At 60.5% G+C, this 18003-nt stretch carries 13 protein-coding genes; 5 read left to right on the top strand and 8 right to left on the bottom strand.

Annotated elements, in window-relative coordinates; translation table 11 throughout:
* Positions 1-44: 44 nt before the first annotated feature.
* Together ACMXYI_RS10955 and ACMXYI_RS10950 are read right to left on the bottom strand one after the other, a co-directional pair.
* A complete protein-coding gene (locus ACMXYI_RS10955) occupies positions 45-830 on the bottom strand; it encodes a tetratricopeptide repeat protein (RefSeq protein ID WP_415773221.1) in 786 nt (261 codons plus the stop codon).
* Complete coding sequence (locus ACMXYI_RS10950) at positions 827-1507, bottom strand: Fe2+-dependent dioxygenase (RefSeq protein ID WP_415773220.1); 681 nt, start codon at positions 1505-1507, stop codon at positions 827-829. Before ACMXYI_RS10950 ends, ACMXYI_RS10955 begins: the two co-directional genes overlap by 4 nt.
* A gap of 206 nt (positions 1508-1713) precedes the next feature.
* On the opposite strand from ACMXYI_RS10950, the gene ACMXYI_RS10945 reads away from it, so the two are divergent.
* Together ACMXYI_RS10945 and ACMXYI_RS10940 are read left to right on the top strand one after the other, a co-directional pair.
* Positions 1714-3975, top strand: a complete 2262-nt coding sequence (locus ACMXYI_RS10945) for a TonB-dependent receptor (RefSeq protein WP_415773219.1) — start codon at positions 1714-1716, stop codon at positions 3973-3975.
* A gap of 132 nt (positions 3976-4107) precedes the next feature.
* Complete coding sequence (locus ACMXYI_RS10940) at positions 4108-6636, top strand: PepSY domain-containing protein (protein WP_415773218.1); 2529 nt, start codon at positions 4108-4110, stop codon at positions 6634-6636.
* Positions 6637-6803: 167 nt separating this feature from the next.
* Here the strand turns inward: ACMXYI_RS10940 and ACMXYI_RS10935 are convergent, their stop codons facing one another.
* A complete protein-coding gene (locus tag ACMXYI_RS10935) occupies positions 6804-7640 on the bottom strand; it encodes an IS3 family transposase (RefSeq protein ID WP_415773104.1) in 837 nt (278 codons plus the stop codon).
* Positions 7637-7942: a transposase gene (locus tag ACMXYI_RS10930; RefSeq protein ID WP_415772263.1), complete on the bottom strand. Its 306-nt coding sequence runs from the start codon at positions 7940-7942 to the stop codon at positions 7637-7639. The genes ACMXYI_RS10935 and ACMXYI_RS10930 overlap by 4 nt, the downstream gene beginning before the upstream one ends.
* 188 nt (positions 7943-8130) lie before the next feature.
* Between ACMXYI_RS10930 and ACMXYI_RS10925 the strand changes: the two genes are divergently transcribed.
* Positions 8131-8535 carry an endonuclease domain-containing protein gene (locus tag ACMXYI_RS10925; protein ID WP_415773217.1) on the top strand — a complete coding sequence of 135 codons (405 nt, stop codon included), beginning with the start codon at positions 8131-8133 and terminating at the stop codon, positions 8533-8535.
* A 124-nt stretch (positions 8536-8659) separates the two neighbouring features.
* Here ACMXYI_RS10925 and ACMXYI_RS10920 read toward each other — a convergent pair whose 3' ends face one another.
* The 4 genes from ACMXYI_RS10920 to ptsP all read right to left on the bottom strand — a co-directional run bounded on the left by ACMXYI_RS10920 (position 8660) and on the right by ptsP (position 15922).
* On the bottom strand, positions 8660-10201 hold the full coding sequence (locus ACMXYI_RS10920; protein ID WP_415773216.1) for an alkaline phosphatase D family protein: 1542 nt from the start codon (positions 10199-10201) through the stop codon (positions 8660-8662).
* Between the two features lie 167 nt (positions 10202-10368).
* Positions 10369-12108 (bottom strand): PTS fructose-like transporter subunit IIB, encoded by a 1740-nt coding sequence (locus ACMXYI_RS10915; protein WP_415773215.1) that lies wholly within the window; start codon positions 12106-12108, stop codon positions 10369-10371.
* Between the two features lie 11 nt (positions 12109-12119).
* Entirely contained in the window at positions 12120-13061 is a 942-nt protein-coding gene (gene pfkB / locus ACMXYI_RS10910) for a 1-phosphofructokinase (protein ID WP_415773214.1), read from the bottom strand.
* On the bottom strand, positions 13061-15922 hold the full coding sequence (ptsP, locus tag ACMXYI_RS10905; protein ID WP_415773213.1) for a phosphoenolpyruvate--protein phosphotransferase: 2862 nt from the start codon (positions 15920-15922) through the stop codon (positions 13061-13063). The genes pfkB and ptsP overlap by 1 nt, the downstream gene beginning before the upstream one ends.
* 288 nt (positions 15923-16210) lie before the next feature.
* On the opposite strand from ptsP, the gene cra reads away from it, so the two are divergent.
* A complete protein-coding gene (cra, locus tag ACMXYI_RS10900) occupies positions 16211-17206 on the top strand; it encodes a catabolite repressor/activator (RefSeq protein WP_046045803.1) in 996 nt (331 codons plus the stop codon).
* 3 nt (positions 17207-17209) lie between these two features.
* On the top strand, positions 17210-17989 hold the full coding sequence (locus ACMXYI_RS10895; protein ID WP_415773212.1) for a TatD family hydrolase: 780 nt from the start codon (positions 17210-17212) through the stop codon (positions 17987-17989).
* Positions 17990-18003 lie beyond the last annotated feature (14 nt).

Genomic DNA, 18003 nt, shown 5'->3' with positions numbered 1-18003 from the left:
GGAAGCAACTTGATGAGATGTGATTAGTTTTCAATCATAGTGATTTAAACCAACTCAACAACCCCCAGGACATCCCGTTCATCGTTCAGCTGAATGAAGCGTTGATGATAAAGGGATGCCAATTCACGAATGTGTGGGTTCGATGCGCTCGACAGCGCCTGACTCGCCACCCGCAAGAAATTCAGATTCCCACCGTCCAGGGCCTTGCGTAACCAGACCAACGCCTCGTCGATCTTGCCTTCATCCGCCAGCACGGCGGCATAACTGAACTGCCCGCGAAAATCCCCGCCGAGTGCCGAGCGTCGATACCAGTCACGCGCAGCTTGCGGATCTGCCGGGCAAACCCGCCCGTCTTCCAGATAACGCCCCAGCAGGTTCATCGACTTCGCATGGCCCAGCTCAGCCGCCTGGCGATACAGCTTCAGCGCTTGCAGCTGATCCTCAGTCACCCCGCGTCCGGTGGCCAACAGATTGGCGTAGTTGTACAACGCCCAATCCAGCCCGGCTTCGGCGGCCTGGCGATAATGCCCCGCAGCGACCGAAACATCGGCAACGCAACCCCAGCCATGTTCATGACAACGACCGAGCATGTTGCGCGCCATCAGATGCCCGCCCTGGGCGGCGATCTCGAACCAACGTACGGCCAGCGGCTGATCCTGCTCGATACCCTGCCCATCCAGCAGAATCTGCCCGAGCAAGGCCTGAGCATCGAGTACACCTTCGCGGGCGGCGATCAGAATTGCCTGAGCGGCACGTGCAGGGCTTTCGTCGAGCATGGATTTGAGACGATCACCGTCGAGGATTTCCTCGCGGCGCAGTTGATAACTCATACCTCGACCCAGCGACGCAACAGGTTGTGATAAGTGCCGGTGAGGCGAATCAGCGAAGGGTGATCGGGCATGTCTTGAGTCAGATGCTGGATCGCCCCGTCCATCTCGAACAGCAAGGCGCGTTGGCTGTCTTCCCGCACGAGGCTTTGGGTCCAGAAGAACGAGGCGTAGCGAGTGCCGCGCGTCACGGCGTTGACCTTATGCAAGCTGGTGCCAGGGTACAGAACCATGTCGCCGGCCGGCAACTTCACGCGTTGGGTGCCGAAGGTGTCCTGGATTTCCAGCTCGCCGCCGTCGTAGTCGTCCGGTTCGCTGAAAAACAGAGTGGCCGACAAATCGGTGCGCACCCGCTCGATGCTGCCCTTGGGCTGGCGCACGGCGTTGTCGATGTGAAAGTCGAAACTGCCGCCGGCCGTGTAACAGTTCAGCAACGGAGGGAAGACTTTGTGCGGTAACGCGGCTGACATGAACAGCGGATTTTTCCACAGCCGTTCCAGCATCGCCGCGCCGACTTCCTTGGCCAGCGGATGACCTTCCGGCAGCTGCAGATTGTGCTTGGCTTTGGCCGACTGGTAGCCGGCGGTGATCTTGCCGTCCGCCCAATCTGCCTGCTCCAGAGCCTCGCAGATGCGCTGCACTTCTTCTTTCGCGAACACGCCGGGAATGTGCAGCAGCATGGGAGGACACCTGAAGACAAAGAGGCGGCAATGGTATTGATTCTTATTGACTCTGTAAAACCCTCGCGACGTACGAGACAGCAAAAACCGTAAGGGTAAATTGTAAAGAATGTAAATTCATCGCGAATAGTAACGTTTCGCAATTGATACAAATACTTGTTTACCCTATATTCCGCGGCCTCAAATCCTTGGGGAGGGGAATTCTCATGTCACGCCAACAACTACAATTACCAGTCAGTTCACCGCGTTTGCTCGCGTCTGCAATTGGCGTGGCGATCACTGCCAGCTCTGCGGGCCACATGGCTTTCGCGGCTGAACAGGCCGACGAAAAAGCACCGAGCAACGTGATTTCCCTGGGCGCTACGGCTATCAATGGCGAAGCCCAGGACGAGACCTCCTACAAGACTGATACCTCGGCTAACAAGAAGTACACCGCGCCGCTGCGTGAGACGCCGAAAAGCGTCACCGTGATTCCGCAACAAGTGATTCGCGACACGGGCGCCACCAGTCTGGTCGACGCGTTGCGTACCACACCGGGTATCACGTTCGGTGCCGGTGAAGGCGGCAACCCGGCTGGCGATCGCCCGATCATTCGCGGCTTCAACGCAGAAAGCGACGTGTTCATCGACGGCATGCGCGACCCGGCCTCCCAGAGCCGCGAGATCTTCAACGTAGAATCGATCGAAGTCAGCAAGGGCCCGGGCTCAGCCTTCACCGGCGCCGGCTCCACCGGTGGCAGCCTGAACCTGGTGAGCAAGACCGCCAAGCTGGGCAACGCCTACAACGGCGGTTTCACCTGGGGCTCGGACCAGACCAAGCGCACCACCCTCGACCTGAACCAGCAGATGACCGACACCTCGGCCTTCCGTCTGAACCTGATGAAGCACGAAGCCAACGTCGCCGGCCGTGATGCCGTGGACGTCAGCCGTTGGGGCGTGGCACCTTCCTTCGCGTTTGGCCTGGGTACCGACACTCGCCTGACCGTCGGCTACTACCACGTCGAAACCGACGACATGCCCGACTACGGCCTCCCGTTGACCTTGAGCCCCAACCGCAGCAAGTACAACGTCGATAAACCTGTGCATGTCGATCGCGACAACTTCTACGGCCTCACCGGACGCGACTATCGCCAGACCAGCAATGACAGCGGCACCATCAAGATCGAACACGATCTGAATGATGACCTGACCGTCTCGAACAGCTTCCGCATGTCGCGTTCCACGCTCGATTACATCGTCACCAACCCGGACGACAGCAAGGGCAACGTGGCTCTTGGCAGCGTTTATCGCGGCGCAAAAAGCCGTAACTCGACGTCCAGCGGCTGGATCAACCAGACCGACCTGAGCGCCAGGTTCAACACCGGCGCCATCGAGCACAGCCTGGTCACCGGCCTTGAGTTTTCCTATCAAGACACCCACAACCGCCCGTACATCCTGACCTCGACCGCCAGCGGCACTCGCTGCAACCGTGCTCTGTTCAACTCCGGCGACTGCACCAGTCTGCAAAACCCGACGCCTGGGGATAACTGGAACGGCACGATCACCGACAGCGCCGCGTTCACCGATACCGACACCAAAACCGCTGCGGCCTACGTGTTCGACACGCTGAAGTTCAACGACCAATGGTCCCTGAACCTGGGCCTGCGTTACGACAACTACCAGGTCAAATCCAGCGGTCATGCCAACGCTAGCAGCACAGCGCCCGCGAACGACTTCTCCCGTGAGAACACCAGCGACCTGGTCAACTACCAGATCGGCGTGGTCTACAACGTGTTGCCTAACGGCAGCATCTACGCGGCTTACTCCACCTCCAGCAACCCGTCTGGTGAAACCAGCGGCAACGGCGGCCTGGACCTGGCGGCGAACAACACCGACCTGGACCCGGAAAAGAACCGCAACTACGAGATCGGTACCAAGTGGGACTTCTTCGGTGACGACCTGTTGCTGACCGCCGCACTGTTCCGCACCGAGAAAACCAACGCGCGGATCAACGATCCGGACGGCGGCACCACTCAAGTGCTGGATGGCGAACAGCAGGTCAATGGCCTGGAACTGAGCTACGCCGGCAAGCTGACCCGTAACTGGAGGGTCTTCGGCGGTTACACCTACATGGAAAGCGAAGTGGTCAAAACCACCCTCGCCGCCGATGAAGGCAACCACATGCCAAGCACCCCACGGAACAACTTCACGTTCTGGTCGACCTACGACCTGGTACCGGACAAGTTGACCGTCGGCGCCGGCGCCACGTTCGTCGACTCGCAGTTCGGCAACGTCGCCAACTCGGTGGAGATCCCGTCCTACTGGCGTTACGACGCGATGGCCAGCTACGCCCTGACCAAGAACGTCGACCTGCAACTCAACGTGCAGAACCTGACCGACAAGCGTTACTTCGACCAGATACTGCAGAACCACTACGCCCACGTGGCGGCGGGTCGTACCGCCCTGCTGAGCGCCAACTTCCACTTCTGATAGAAGCGTGAAGACCAAGGCCCCGTTCATCCAGGTGAACGGGGCTTTTGTGCGTAAAAAAGAATGTTTCTCGACAGCCCACGGCATAATGCGCGCCGTGATCATTATTTTCGAACGAACAAGGCGAGTGACGTGTTGAAGAAAACCCTGTTCCAGTTGCACTGGTTTTTCGGCATCAGCGCCGGACTGGTCCTGGCCCTGATGGGCATCACCGGGGCGACGGTGTCGTTTCAGGATGAAATCCTGCGCGCGCTGAACCCTTCTGTGCTGCAGGTCGAGAAGCAGGTCGCCGGCGTCCTGCCGCCCGTCGAACTGGTGGAGAAAATCGAGGGCGCCTCGGGCAAAAAAGTCTCGATGCTCTGGGTCGAGACCGACAGCGGCAACGCCGCGCGGGTGATCTTCACTCCGCCACCGGGCGAACGCCGTGGGCAGATGCGCTACTTCGACCCGTACACCGCCGAGTTCATGGGCGACGCCATCGGCCAGGATTTCTTCGGCCTGATGCTGCAACTGCACCGTTTCCTCGCCATGGGCGATAGCGGTCGGCAAATCACCGGTGCCTGTACGCTGATTCTGGTGTTCTTCTGTCTGTCCGGCCTTTACCTGCGCTGGCCGCGCCAGTGGAAAAGCTGGCGCGCCTGGCTGACCCTCGACTGGAAGAAAAAGGGCCGCAGCTTCAACTGGGATTTGCACTCCGTCGCCGGCACCTGGTGCCTGGTGTTTTACCTCTTGGCAGCGCTCACCGGGCTGTCCTGGTCCTACGAGTGGTACAACAAGGGCCTGACCCGATTGCTTTCCGACTCACCGCAGAACGAGCGCGTTCGCGGCGGTCGCGGCCCTGCGCCAAGTGGCCCGGCGCCGACGGCCGATTACGCGCTGATGTGGAGCAGCATCTATAGCGCAGCCGGTCCGGCACTCAGCGCCTACAACATTCGTATGCCGGCAGTGGCCGGACAACCGGCCACCGTGTTCTACCTGCTGAACACCTCGCCCCACGACCGCGCGCTGAACCAGATCACCCTCGATCCGGCGACCGGCACCGTCAAACGGCATGACCGCTACAGCGACAAGAGCCTCAAGGCGCAACTGCTGACCAGCATTTATGCGCTGCATGTCGGCAGCTACTTCGGCATCGTCGGGCGGATTATTCTGACCCTCAGCGCGCTGACCATGCCGCTGTTCTTTGTCACGGGCTGGTTGCTGTACCTCGATCGTCGACGCAAGAAAAAGCAGATCAAGGACGCGCGCAAAGATTTCGCGCAAACAGGCAGCAATACGCCAGCCTGGTTGATCGGCTTCGCCAGCCAAAGCGGGTTTGCCGAGCAACTGGCGTGGCAGACCGCCGGGCAATTGCAGGCTGCCGGCGTGCCGGTGAAGGTTCAGCCGCTGGCGGACGTCAGCGAGCAAGACTTGCGTGAATCCAGCAATGCGTTGTTCGTGGTCAGCACCTTTGGCGACGGCGAAGCACCGGACAGTGCCCGCAGCTTCGAACGCAAAGTGCTGGGCCGGACGTCGAGCCTGGAAAGCCTAAACTACGCCGTGCTCGGCCTTGGCGATCGGCAGTATCAACACTTCTGCGGTTTCGCTCGACGCCTGCACTCGTGGCTGGGCGAGCACGGCGGCAAGACCCTGTTCGCCCCGGTGGAGGTCGACAGCGGCGACCCTTACGCCTTGCGTCACTGGCAGCAGCAACTGGGCCTGCTGACCGGACAGGCGCCCGTGGACACCTGGCAAGCGCCAAGCTACGACAACTGGAACCTGACCCGCCGCGAACTGCTCAACCCTGACAGCACGGGTTCTGGTGTGTACCTACTGGGCCTCACCGCCCCCACCACCAGCAGTTGGCTGGCCGGTGACCTGGTGGAAGTGTTGCCGCGCAATTGTCCATGGGCGATCGAACATTTCCTCGATGGCCTGGGCATTGACGGTCGGGCCACGGTTGCGCTCGATGGCCTGTCGCAACCGCTGGAGCAAGCCCTCGCCAGTCGACAACTGCCGGAAAACAGAACTCACTTGGTCGGCCTGCATGCCCAAGCGCTGGTGGATGCGCTGGTGCCCCTGGCCATGCGCGAATACTCCATCGCCTCGATCGCCGCCGATGGCATCCTCGAACTGATCGTGCGCCAGGAACTGCATCCCGACGGCAGCCTGGGCGTCGGCTCCGGCTGGTTGACCGAACACGTCCCAGTGGGCGGCACCATCAGTTTGCGCGTGCGGCGCAACAGCGGTTTCCACCTGCCGACCGAGCCAGTGCCGATGATCCTGCTGGGCAACGGCACCGGCCTGGCCGGGCTGCGCAGTTTGCTCAAGGCGCGGATCGCCGATGGGCAGCAACGTCATTGGCTGTTGTTCGGCGAACGCAATCGCGAGCATGACTATCTGTGTCGCGATGAGCTGGAAGAATGGTTGATTTCGGGGGATCTGGAGCGGTTGGACCTGGCGTTTTCCCGAGATCAGGCCGATAAGATTTATGTGCAGGATCTACTGCGCGAGTCGGCGGGCGAGTTGAAAAAATGGCTGGCCGAGGGTGCGGTCATTTACATCTGCGGCAGCTTGCAAGGGATGGCGTCGGGGGTGGATCACGTGCTCAACGAAGTGCTTGGGATTGCGGAGGTTGATCGCCTGATCGAGCAAGGCCGGTATCGGCGTGACGTCTACTGAAAGAGCCCCTCACCCTAGCCCTCCCGAAACGTCGGACCGCCCGTAGGGAGAGGGGACTGACCGAGTTGTTCTTAGAGTTACATCGACCTGAAAAATCGAGTCGAACTCAGGTTCTGAAAGGCCCCCGGTTGAACTGGTCAAGTAATTCCGGACACCGGTTACGGTGTTTATGCTGCCTTTTGCTCCATAGCTATCGGTGATAGGTAACCGTTGTAGCTGTGGAGCCTTGTGCGGTTGTAATACATGAAGAAGCGCACGATATCGGTTTGCGCTTCTTCTGTTGTGTCATAGCCTTTGCCCGGCACCCACTCCGATTTCAAGGTTCCGAAGAAGCGCTCAGTCGGCGCATTGTCCCAACATTGCCCGCGGTGACTCATGCTCTGTTCGATTTCATATCGCTGCAGTTCATTCTGGAATCTTCGACTGGTGTATTGGCAGCCTTGATCAGAGTGAAACATCAGCCCAGATTCCCACGACCGAAGATCGGCCGCCATACGCAGGGCTTTGCTGACCAGGTTTGCGTCATTGACCAGAGAAAACGCCCAGCCAACGACACGGCGCGCATACAGGTCGATCACGATTGCCAGATGGAACCAGCGTTTACCGACCATCAGGCTCGTGACGTCGCCGCACCACACCTGATTGACGGTGTTGGGCGTGAAGTTACGTTCAAGCCGATTCGGCGCCACAAATGCCTCCACCCCTTTGGATCTGAATGGATGAGGTTGGCGCTGTTTACTGACGATGCAGGCTTCCTTCATCAAGGCCGCAGCAAGGCTTCTGCCCACCGGCAACTTCTCGGCCTTCAGACGTTTGGACATCATTCGCGACCCCATGCTCTCACGGCTTTCAGCGTGCAACCTGACCACCTGCGCCTTGAGCTCCTCCCGTCTGACCTTGGGCTGTGAGCGTCGCTGAATCCACTCATAAAAACTGCTGCGCCTGACTCCAAACACACGACATAAAGTGGCAGTCGGAAACAACTCTCTCAGCTCCGCAATCATCGAAAACGAGCGGGATCCGACATCAAGAGAGCGGTAGCCTTTTTTAAGATCTCTGCCTCCAGCTCCATCCGCTTGATTTTGGCTTTCAGCTCCTGGATCTCACGCTGATCCTCGGTAATCGCCTTGGTACCTTTGACTGGCTGTCCTTCGCGCTCCTTGCGAACCTGCTCAACCCACCGCCGCAACGCGGTCGGCCCGATATCCAGAGATGCACACACATCTGGAACCGGGCAGTTATCATCGAGCACCATGCTGGCAGCACGCAGTTTGAACTCGCGGGAATAGACCTTTCTTTCGTTCATGGAACCTCCAAGTTGGCGAAATCATATCGCCCTTAAGAGGTGTCCGGAATTATTAGGCCAGTTCAGGTCTGCTCCCTTTCCCCCTCTCCCCCGTGGGGAGAGGGCTGGGGTGAGGGGTCGATTTCAAGATGAATCGCAAAACCTCGGCTACAGTAAAACCTCCATCCCCCTTCACACGGACGTGAAGCATGCCCACCCGCCCCACCCTCAACCAGCGCCAATTCGCCCGCCACCTGCGCACCCACCAAACTGACTGCGAACTGCTGCTCTGGCAAAAACTTCGTTCTCGGCAAATCGCCAATCTGAAATTCCGTCGGCAGTTTCCATGCCCGCCGTACATCCTGAATTTTTATTGCGTGGAACTGAAGTTGGCCATCGAACTGGATGGTGGTCAGCATTACGAGACGGCGGCAAAAATACATGACCAGCGTCGAACGCTTTACCTTCAGCAGCAAGGTATTGAGGTTGTGCGGTTTAGCAATCTGGAGGTAATTGAGCGGATGAGTGAAGTGCTTGAGCAGATCCTGAGGTTTGCTGCGGATCGAACATCGCCCCCTCACCCTAGCCCTCTCCCCAAGGGGCGAGGGGACTGACCGAGGTGTCTCACGTTATACATCGACCTGAAAAATCGAGTCGAACTCAGGTTTGGATACGATGAAGATCGGCTCCCTTTCCCCCTCTCCCCTCTGGGGAGAGGGCTGGGGTGAGGGGTCGATTTCAGACTGGCTGCAACTTCTGCTCAAACACCCCAACCCCATCCAAATCCCGCAACACCACACTCATCTCCCCCGTCTGCCCATCAATATTCACCTCACCAAAAAACTGAAACCCGGCAAACGGTGAGGTGTTCTGTGCCGGTGGTGCTTTCTCGAACACCACTTCCGGGCCAAAGGTTTTATCCAGCGAATCAGGCCCGAAACTCCCCGCATTCAAAGGTCCGGCGACAAACTCCCAGAACGGTTCGAAATCCTGAAACGCCGCACGATCCGGATGGTAATGGTGCGCGGCGCAGTAATGCACATCCGCCGTCAGCCAGACAAAATTGCGCACCTGCTGCGCCCGCAGAAAACCCAACAATTCGGCAATTTCCAGCTCACGCCCCTGGGCCGGTCCCGGATCACCGTTGGCCACGGCTTCCCAGCGCATTACACCGGGGCTGACTTCGCCATCCGATACGCCGAGGCCAATCGGCATATCTGCAGCAATGACTTTCCACTGGGCCTTGGAGGCCTTCAATTCACGCTTGAGCCAGTCCAGCTGTTCACGGCCGAGGAAGGGTTTTGCGTCGCCGAGGTTGGCGTCGTTGGCCCCGCGATAGCTGCGCATGTCGAGCACGAACACATCAAGCAATGGCCCATAACCGAGCTTGCGATAAATCCGCCCGCCGCCATCGGCACTCTGCAATCGCATCGGTGCGTATTCGAGCCAGGCCTGACGCGCGCGACTGACCAGGCTGTGGATATCTTTGCTCTTGTAGCGCTCATCCAACGGCTTGCCCGGCGACCAGTTGTTCACCACTTCATGATCGTCCCACTGCCAGATCTGCGGGACCTCGGCGTTGAAGCGGCGGATGTTTTCGTCCATCAGGTTGTAGCGGTAATTGCCGCGATAGTCGTCGAGGGTTTCGGCGACTTTGCTCTTGGCTTCCGTGGTGATGTTGCGCCACACGCGGCCGCTCTCTGTGGTGAGCTGCGCAGGTACGGGGCCGTCGGCGTAGATGGTGTCGCCGCTGTTGATAAAGAAGTCTGGCAGGCGCAAACGCATGGCATCGTAGATGCGCATGCCGCCGATGTCCGGGTTGATGCCGAAGCCCTGGCCGGCGGTGTCGCCGCTCCAGACGAAACGGATGTCGCGACGGGTTTGCGGCACGCTGCGCAGATGGCCGAACCAGGGCTCGCTGGCGACGCCGCTCTGGGCGTCTTCGAAGTGCACGCGGTAGAAAATCGCCTGGTCGGCGGGCAGGCCAGTGAGTTCGACGCGGGCAGTGAAATCGGTATTGGAATCGGCTAATGGCGAGACAAAACGACGGGGGTTGGTGAACAGACTACGGGTGTCCCACTCCACCACCATTCGCGCCGGGCGATCGCAACGGCTCCAGATCATCGCCCGATCGCCCAGCAGGTCGCCGGACTGCACGCCATCGGTGAGTTGCGGACGATCCTTGACCGAAGCAATCACCGCCGGCGCCAGGCCTGGCAACAACAGCCCGGCGCCGACGGCTTGTATGACACGACGGCGGCCGAGGTCGAATTCGCTCATGGTGTTCTCCCTGAAAAGGAAAACTTAAGCATGTACGCATGACGTCCGTGTGAAAACGCAACCTCCTGTGGGAGCGAGCCTGCTCGCGAAGACGATTTAACATTCAACAAATATGCTGACTGTCAGACCGCTTTCGCGAGCAGGCTCGCTCCCACAAAGGTCAGATGTCAGGCCTTGGCTGGTTCGAGAGCCAGCTCAACCGTCTCCGGCCGCTTGACCACCGCATAAACCACCGCCGTCAACAGACTCCCGGCCACAATCGCCAGCAGATACAACAGCGCATGGTTGATCGCATTCGGGATCGCCAGTACGAACAACCCGCCGTGCGGCGCCATCAGTTTGCAGCCGAAATACATCGACAACGCACCGGTCAGCGCCCCCCCGGCAATGCTCGCCGGGATCACCCGCAGAGGGTCTTTCGCGGCAAACGGAATCGCGCCTTCAGAGATAAAGCACAGCCCCAATACCAACGCCGCTTTACCGGCCTCGCGTTCGGTCTGGGCAAATTTGCGCCGCGCAATAAACGTGGCGATGCCAAGCCCAATCGGCGGCACCATGCCGGCCGCCATGGTCGCGGCCATCGGTGCATAACTTTGTGACGCCAGCAGCCCCACCGAGAACGCATACGCGGCTTTGTTGATCGGCCCGCCAAGGTCGACGCACATCATCCCGCCCAGCAACACACCGAGCAGAATCGCGTTGGTGGTGCCCATGCTGTCGAGGAAATGCGTGAGGGCTTCGAGCATCCCGGCCACCGGCTTGCCGACCACGTAGATCATCACCAGACCGGTGAACAGACTCGCCAGCAACGGGATGATCAGGATCGGTTTCAGCGCCTCAAGACTTTGCGGCAAGCGCGCATAACGGTTGATCGCCTGCGCCGCGTAACCGGCGATGAAGCCGGCAATGATCCCGCCGATAAAACCGGCGCCCAAGGTGCTTGCCAGCAGACCACCAATCATCCCCGGCGCCAGGCCCGGACGGTCGGCGATCGAGTAGGCGATGTAACCCGCCAGCAGCGGCACCATCAGCTTGAACGCGGTCTCGCCGCCGATCTGCATCAGGGCTGCCGCGAGCGTGCCGGGTTCCTTGAAAGCAGTGATGCCGAACACGAACGACAAGGCAATCATCAAACCGCCCGCCACCACCATCGGCAACATGAACGACACGCCGGTCAGCAGGTGTTTGTACACGCCACTTTTCTCTTGCTTGGCCGGGCCTTTGGCACCGCTCGAAGCGGTTTCCTGCGTGCCTTCGGCCAACGCTTTATTCAGCGTCGCTTCAGCTTGTTTGAGCGCAATGCCAGTGCCGCAACGGTAAATCTTCTTGCCGGCAAAACGCTCGGTGGCGACTTCGATATCACAGGCCAGCAGCACGACGTCCGCATCGGCAATTGCCGCTGCACTCAGCGGATTGCGCGCACCGACCGAGCCCTGGGTTTCGATTTGCAGGTCGTAACCCAGACGCTTGGCCGCTTGCTGCAAGGCTTCGGCGGCCATGAAGGTGTGAGCGACGCCGGTCGGGCACGCGGTAATCGCGACCAGGCGCGGGGCATGTTTCACGAGGGCGGCAGGCTCGGCCACGGCTTCGGGGGCGATGTAAACCTGAGCCTCTTCAGCACCGCGACGCAGCACTGCTTCCACATCTTGCAGGGCTTGCGCCGGGGTACTCTGGAACACCCGCTTGCCGACGAATCGCGACATATCCACCGGCGCGCTGGTCACCAGCAACACCCACTCGGCCGCCTCGATCGTGGCCGCCGACAATTGGCGTTCAGGGTGCGCGGCATCGTTGACTTCGACGCTGGTGCTCCAGCCCTGACGCTGGGCCGCCGCATCGAGCAAACGGGCGCACAGCACACTGGTGACCATGCCGTTCGGGCAGGCCGTAACAATGGCTAACTTCATGACAAACCCTCTTATTGTTCTGTCAGGGAGCGCATGCGCACGCCCTGTTCGAGCCGCGCCAACTGCGTGGCGTCGCCTATACCGAAACCGATCTGGGTGACCGCCATCGCGGCAATTGCCGTGGCGGTGCGCAAAGTCTGTTCGGGCGTGTCGGCGCTGAGTAGACCGTGGAGCATGCCGGCCAGTAACGAATCGCCCGCGCCCACGGTGCTGACGACACTGACCTTGGGCGGCGTGGCATGCATTGCCGAGCCGACACTGAACCAGTTCACGCCATCGGCGCCGTCGGAGATCACCACGTGCTCGATGCCTTGAGCGTGCAAACGGCTCGCGGCTTGCGCTTGCGCAGCCACCGAAACCACCTCGCAGCCCAGCACATCAGCCAGTTCTTCGGTGTTCGGCTTGATCAGCCATGGGCCGGCGTTGAGCGCCGCCCGCAAGGCTTCACCACTGGTGTCCAGCGCCACGTTCAAACCGAGATTTTTCAAACGCACAATCAACGCCTGCAACCACTGAGGACTGATGCCTTGAGGCAAGCTGCCGGCAACGACGACCGCGTCATGACCGGGCGCAATTTGATCAAGTCGATCAAGTAATGCCTGTTGCGCGGCTTCACTCACCAAGGGTCCGGGACCGTTGATGTCGGTGATGCGTCCATCGCTTTCCGCCAGTTTGATGTTGCTGCGCGTCTCACCCGGAACACGGATGAACGCGTCGATAAACCCGCGTTTGGCGAACAGCGTTTCGAACGCTTGAAGGTTGTCCTCCCCGAGGAAGCCGCTGAGCGTGAGCTGATGCCCGAGGTCCGCCAGCACTTGTGCCACGTTCACGCCTTTACCGGCGGCATGCGTGTGCATCTCGTCGCTACGGTTGACTTGGCCGGGGGTAAGCAGCGGCAACTGGACCGTGAGGTCCAGCGCCGGATTGAGGGTCAGGGTCAGGATCTTGGCCATTACAGGGCCTCCACTAGTGCGCGCACTTCATTTGCGCTGCCCACGGCCAGGGCCTGTTGGGCAAGGATTTTGGTCTGCGCCAGGCTGAGTTCGCGAACCCGCGCCTTGACCTCGGCAATACTGCGACCTGAGACGCTGAGTTCGTCCACACCCAAACCGACCAGCACCGGCACCGCCAGCGGATCGGCCGCCAACTCGCCGCACACGCCCACCCACTTGCCGTGGGCATGCGCCGCACGCACGGTGATGTCGATCAGTTGCAGCACCGCCGGGTGCAAGCCGTCAGCCTGGGCCGACAAGGTCGGATGACCACGGTCGATGGCCAGGGTGTATTGAGTCAGGTCATTGGTGCCGACGCTGAAGAAGTCGACCTCTTTGGCCAGCACCGGCGCCAGCAATGCAGCCGACGGCACTTCAATCATGATCCCCAGTTGCAGGTCGGCAACCGGAATTTCCAGACGCAGACGTTCGGTCATGTCCCGCGCCTGGCGCCACTCGTCGACGCTGCCGACCATGGGGAACATGATCCGCAGTGGACGGTTGTCCGCCGCACGGAGCAACGCGCGCAACTGCGCTTCCATGATGTGCGGACGTTGCAGGGTCAGGCGAATACCGCGCACGCCGAGGAACGGGTTTTCTTCTTTGGCGATCGGCCAATACGGCAGCGGTTTGTCGCCACCGACATCGAGAGTACGAACCACCAGCGGCCGACCGGCCAGACCGTCGAGAACGCGACGGTATTCGACTTCCTGAGTTGCCTCGTCCGGCGCTTGCGAGTGAGCCATGAAAATCAGTTCGGTACGCAGCAGGCCAATACCTTCGGCGCCCTGCTCCACCGCGCTGGTCACGCCGGCGCTTTCGCCGATGTTGGCGAACACTTCGACTGCATGGCCGTCAGTGGTCAGTGCCGGTTGATGGCGTTGTTCGGCGGCCGCTTTCAGACGTAGCTCGCGGGTATCGCGCTCTTCGGTGGCGCGCTGCAAGGTCGCCGCGTCGGCGTCCACGTGCAGGCGGCCGCGCTGACCATCAATCAGCAACGGCGTACCCGGCGCCAGCAGCAACACGGCCGGGCCGGCGCCGACCAGCGCCGGAATCCCGAGGGCTCGGGCGACAATCGCACTGTGTGCAGTGGCGCCGCCACGGGCAGTGAGGATGCCGGCGACGCGCGCCGGATCAAGGCGGGCGACATCGGACGGACCGACTTCGTCCATCACCAGAATGTACGGTTGCTCAGGCTCGCTCGGGGTTTCGACGCCACTCAGTTGCGCCAATACCCGACGACCGATATCACGCAAGTCGGCGGCGCGCTCGGCGAGCAAGGCGTCCTGCAGCGATTCCTGTTGTTTGGCCGCCGCTTCAATCACCGCCATCCACGCCGCTTCGGCGCTTTCGCCCTGTTTGAGACGGGTGTCGACTTCATCGGTCAATTCCGGGTCGTCGAGCATTTCCTGGTGAGTGATGAAAATCTCGCGAATGGCCTTGGACTTGCTGCGTTCGATCAGGCCTTCGATGTCGCGACGCACGTCCGCCAACGCTTGTTGGAGACGCTCGCGCTCTATCGCGGCAGACTCACCGCGCAGCGGGTAATCGATGGTTTGCAGCACTTGAATGTGCGCCGGGCCGATGGCGATGCCCGGTGCGGCGGCGATGGCCTGAACCAGGCTGCCGGAGGCTGGCGCGAGGATTACCTCGGCCACATCGGCGATCACCTCGCGTTGTTGGCTCACGGCGGGCAGCGGCTCGACTTCTTCACCGAGGCCTTCTTCGATGGCCGCCAGCAAGGCCGGCAAGGCATCGGCGGCGATGCTCGGTTCGGCGACAAATTCCAGCACCTGACCGCGACGGGCGCCGAGGCTGAGCAGTTTGCTCAAGCTCTTCACCGACACCGCGCTGTCCTGGCCATCGACGATGCGTACGCGGATTTCGCCTTCAAAACTCTTCGCCAGTTGCGCGAGGATTTTCGCCGGACGCGCGTGCAAGCCGTGGGCGTTGGCCAGCGCGATGCGAGCGCTGGGCCAATCGGCCGGCAGCTCACCGCCCAGGACTTCGAGGACTTTACGGCTGCTGGTGGCGCGGCCCAATTCGTGGCCGCGACCTTCGATCAGCAACGCACAAAGGCGTTCGAGCAAGGCCTGATGGGCTTCACCGAGACTGGCCAGGCAGAACAGACCGCTGAGCGGCTGGCCGAGGTAACGCATGGGTTTGTCCGGCGTGACGAAGGCCAGGCCCGGACGCTTGACCGTTTGCTCGCTGTGCAACCACCACAAGCCATCGCCCAATGGCAGCGCGTCGACTTGTTGCAATACGGCGGAGAAACCATTGCTCACACAATCGGCCTGACGCAGCAAACGTGCACCACGCCAGACCAACTCTTCGAAGTCATCGGCGGACACACCGAGGCCGATCATCTGTGCATCCAGCGCCAGTTCTTGCGGCGCGCCTTGCAACAGTTTCAACAAGGCTTCGGCGGAACTGGCGCGACGCAGCGCCTGGCCCAGATCGGTCTCACCGAGGGCACGGGTCAGCAGTTGCAACAGACGCAGGTGTTCGTCGGATTTGGCTGCAATACCAATCGCCAGATAGACGATCTGACCGTCACCCCAGTCCACGCCTTCAGGGAACTGCATCAGCCGCACGCCGGTGGAAAACACCAGATCGCGGGTTTCCGGCGTACCGTGGGGGATGGCAATACCTTGCCCGAGAAAGGTCGAGCCCTGGGCTTCGCGCGCCTGCAACCCGGCGAGATAACCCTCGGCCACCAGGCCATCGGCGACCAGATGCTGCGCCAGCAGGTGCAACGCTGCGGACTTATCCACAGCCGACTGGCCCATGGATATCTGCTCTATGGTGAGCTCGAGCATGCTTTCTCCTTTTTGGCGTCTTTTGACGCCAGGTATTGTTTTGAATGATTCAGCTTAGGCTCTTAGTCATAACTTTTGGCGGTTTCGCGGCAGAACCGACAAAGGAGCCTGTAACGTAGAAAATACGCTTGCTGAAACGTTTAATCTAGAATGATTGGCACGTTACTCGATAATGTCTCATCCTTGAAGTCCAATTGTCGGATGCGTCGCGACGATGGTCGTCTGCCTTAATCGGGTAGGATTGGCGAAAATGTCGAGGCAAGCTCGAAAAAACAAGGAAAACCCGGGTTGAAACTCAGTGATATCGCCCAGTTGGCCGGTGTGTCCGTTACCACCGCCAGCTATGTCATCAATGGCAAGGCAGAACAACAACGTATCAGCAGTGCCACCGTCGAGCGCGTGCGCGCGGTCGTCGAACAACATGGCTTTACACCCAACCCCCAGGCTGCCGGGCTGCGCAGCCGGCATACCCGCACCTTGGGTTTCATTCTGCCGGACCTGGAAAACCCCAGTTACGCGCGAATCGCCAAACTGCTGGAACAAGGCGCCCGCGCTCGCGGCTATCAGCTGCTGATCGCCAGTTCCGACGATGCGCCGGACAGCGAACGGCAATTGCTGAAACTGTTCCGGGCCCGGCGCTGCGATGCATTGATCGTTGCCAGTTGCCTGCCGGCCGGCGATGACAGCTATCGCCAATTGCAGGCCAAGGGCATTCCGATCATCGCGATCGACCGGGTCATGGAGCCTGAGCATTTCTGTTCAGTGATCAGTGATGACCGCGAGGCCAGCCTGCAACTGACCCGCAGTCTACTGGACCCGCTGCCCAAGCAGATCGCACTGATCGGCGCACGCCCCGAACTGAGCATCAGCCAGGAGCGGGCGGGCGGTTTCAAAGACGCTTTGGACGGGTTCAAAGGCGAGGTGCTGATCGAACACGGCGAGTCGTTCAGCCGTGAATGCGGCAAACAGTTGATGGAAGAACTGCTACAGCGTCTGGGCCATTTGCCGGATGCGCTGGTGACCACGTCCTACGTGCTGCTTCAGGGCGTATTCGATGCCTTGCACGACTTCCCGCTCAAAACCCGCCCGCTGCGACTCGGCACTTTCGGCGATACGCAGTTGCTGGATTTCCTGCCGCTGCCGGTCAACGCCATGGCCCAGCAGCATCAGCTTATCGCCGACAAGGCTCTGGAACTGGCCTTGGCCGCCATCGAGCAATCGGATTACCGACCCGGCGTGCAGGCCATCGCGCGGACCTTCAAGCAGCGTATTCGCCAGGACTGAACCGTGGAGCTGATCGACAGCCACACTCATCTGGATTTTCCGGACTTCGACGAGGATCGCACGGCGCTGTTGGCCGAGAGCCGCGCCCTCTACGTGCGGCGGATGGTGGTGCTGGGGGTTTATCAGGGTAATTGGCAGCGAGTCTGGGATCTGGTGCAGAGCGATCCCGACCTGCATGCGGCGTTCGGTTTGCATCCGGTGTATCTGGATGATCATCGCCCTGAAGATTTACACGAACTGGGTAATTGGCTGACCCGGCTGGCGGGTCATCGGCAGTTGTGCGCGGTGGGCGAGATCGGTCTGGATTACTTTATCGAAACCCTGGACCGTGAACGCCAACAGGCACTGTTCGATGCGCAGCTGCAACTGGCGGCGGACTTCAATCTTCCGGCGCTGATTCATGTGCGACGCAGCCATGCGGCGGTGATTGCCACGCTTAAACGGTTTCGCTTGAAACGCGCGGGGATCATTCATGCCTTCGCCGGCAGCAAAGAAGAAGCCCGCGAATACATCAAGCTCGGTTTCAAACTGGGCCTGGGCGGTGCCGCGACCTGGCCTCAGGCGTTACGCATGCATCGTGTGCTTGCCGAATTGCCGCTTGAATCGGTGGTACTGGAAACCGATTCGCCGGACATGGCGCCCGCCATGTTCCCCGGCCAACGCAACAGCCCGGCGCATCTGCCGGCGATCTGCTCGGCACTGGCCGGGATCATGGCGATCAGCCCCGAGCAATTGGCCACCGCCAGCACCGCCAATGCTTGTGAGCTGTTCAACTGGCGTTAGTCACCGATCGTTCC

Source organism: Pseudomonas lyxosi (genome assembly GCF_047758685.1).
Classification (GTDB): Bacteria; Pseudomonadota; Gammaproteobacteria; order Pseudomonadales; family Pseudomonadaceae; genus Aquipseudomonas; species Aquipseudomonas lyxosi.
The sequence above is the reverse complement of the archived record's forward strand: the minus strand, read 5'-3'. Positions and strand labels throughout refer to the sequence as shown.

What these genes read in the sequence shown, in the direction of transcription:
- ACMXYI_RS10955 (WP_415773221.1), bottom strand. Translation starts at nt 830, where the DNA reads ATGAGTTATCAACTGCGCCGCGAGGAAATCCTCGACGGTGATCGTCTC.
- ACMXYI_RS10950 (WP_415773220.1), bottom strand. Translation starts at nt 1,507, where the DNA reads ATGCTGCTGCACATTCCCGGCGTGTTCGCGAAAGAAGAAGTGCAGCGC.
- ACMXYI_RS10945 (WP_415773219.1), top strand. Translation starts at nt 1,714, where the DNA reads ATGTCACGCCAACAACTACAATTACCAGTCAGTTCACCGCGTTTGCTC.
- ACMXYI_RS10935 (WP_415773104.1), bottom strand. Translation starts at nt 7,640, where the DNA reads ATGATTGCGGAGCTGAGAGAGTTGTTTCCGACTGCCACTTTATGTCGT.
- ACMXYI_RS10930 (WP_415772263.1), bottom strand. Translation starts at nt 7,942, where the DNA reads ATGAACGAAAGAAAGGTCTATTCCCGCGAGTTCAAACTGCGTGCTGCC.
- ACMXYI_RS10925 (WP_415773217.1), top strand. Translation starts at nt 8,131, where the DNA reads ATGCCCACCCGCCCCACCCTCAACCAGCGCCAATTCGCCCGCCACCTG.
- ACMXYI_RS10920 (WP_415773216.1), bottom strand. Translation starts at nt 10,201, where the DNA reads ATGAGCGAATTCGACCTCGGCCGCCGTCGTGTCATACAAGCCGTCGGC.
- ACMXYI_RS10915 (WP_415773215.1), bottom strand. Translation starts at nt 12,108, where the DNA reads ATGAAGTTAGCCATTGTTACGGCCTGCCCGAACGGCATGGTCACCAGT.
- pfkB (WP_415773214.1), bottom strand. Translation starts at nt 13,061, where the DNA reads ATGGCCAAGATCCTGACCCTGACCCTCAATCCGGCGCTGGACCTCACG.
- ptsP (WP_415773213.1), bottom strand. Translation starts at nt 15,922, where the DNA reads ATGCTCGAGCTCACCATAGAGCAGATATCCATGGGCCAGTCGGCTGTG.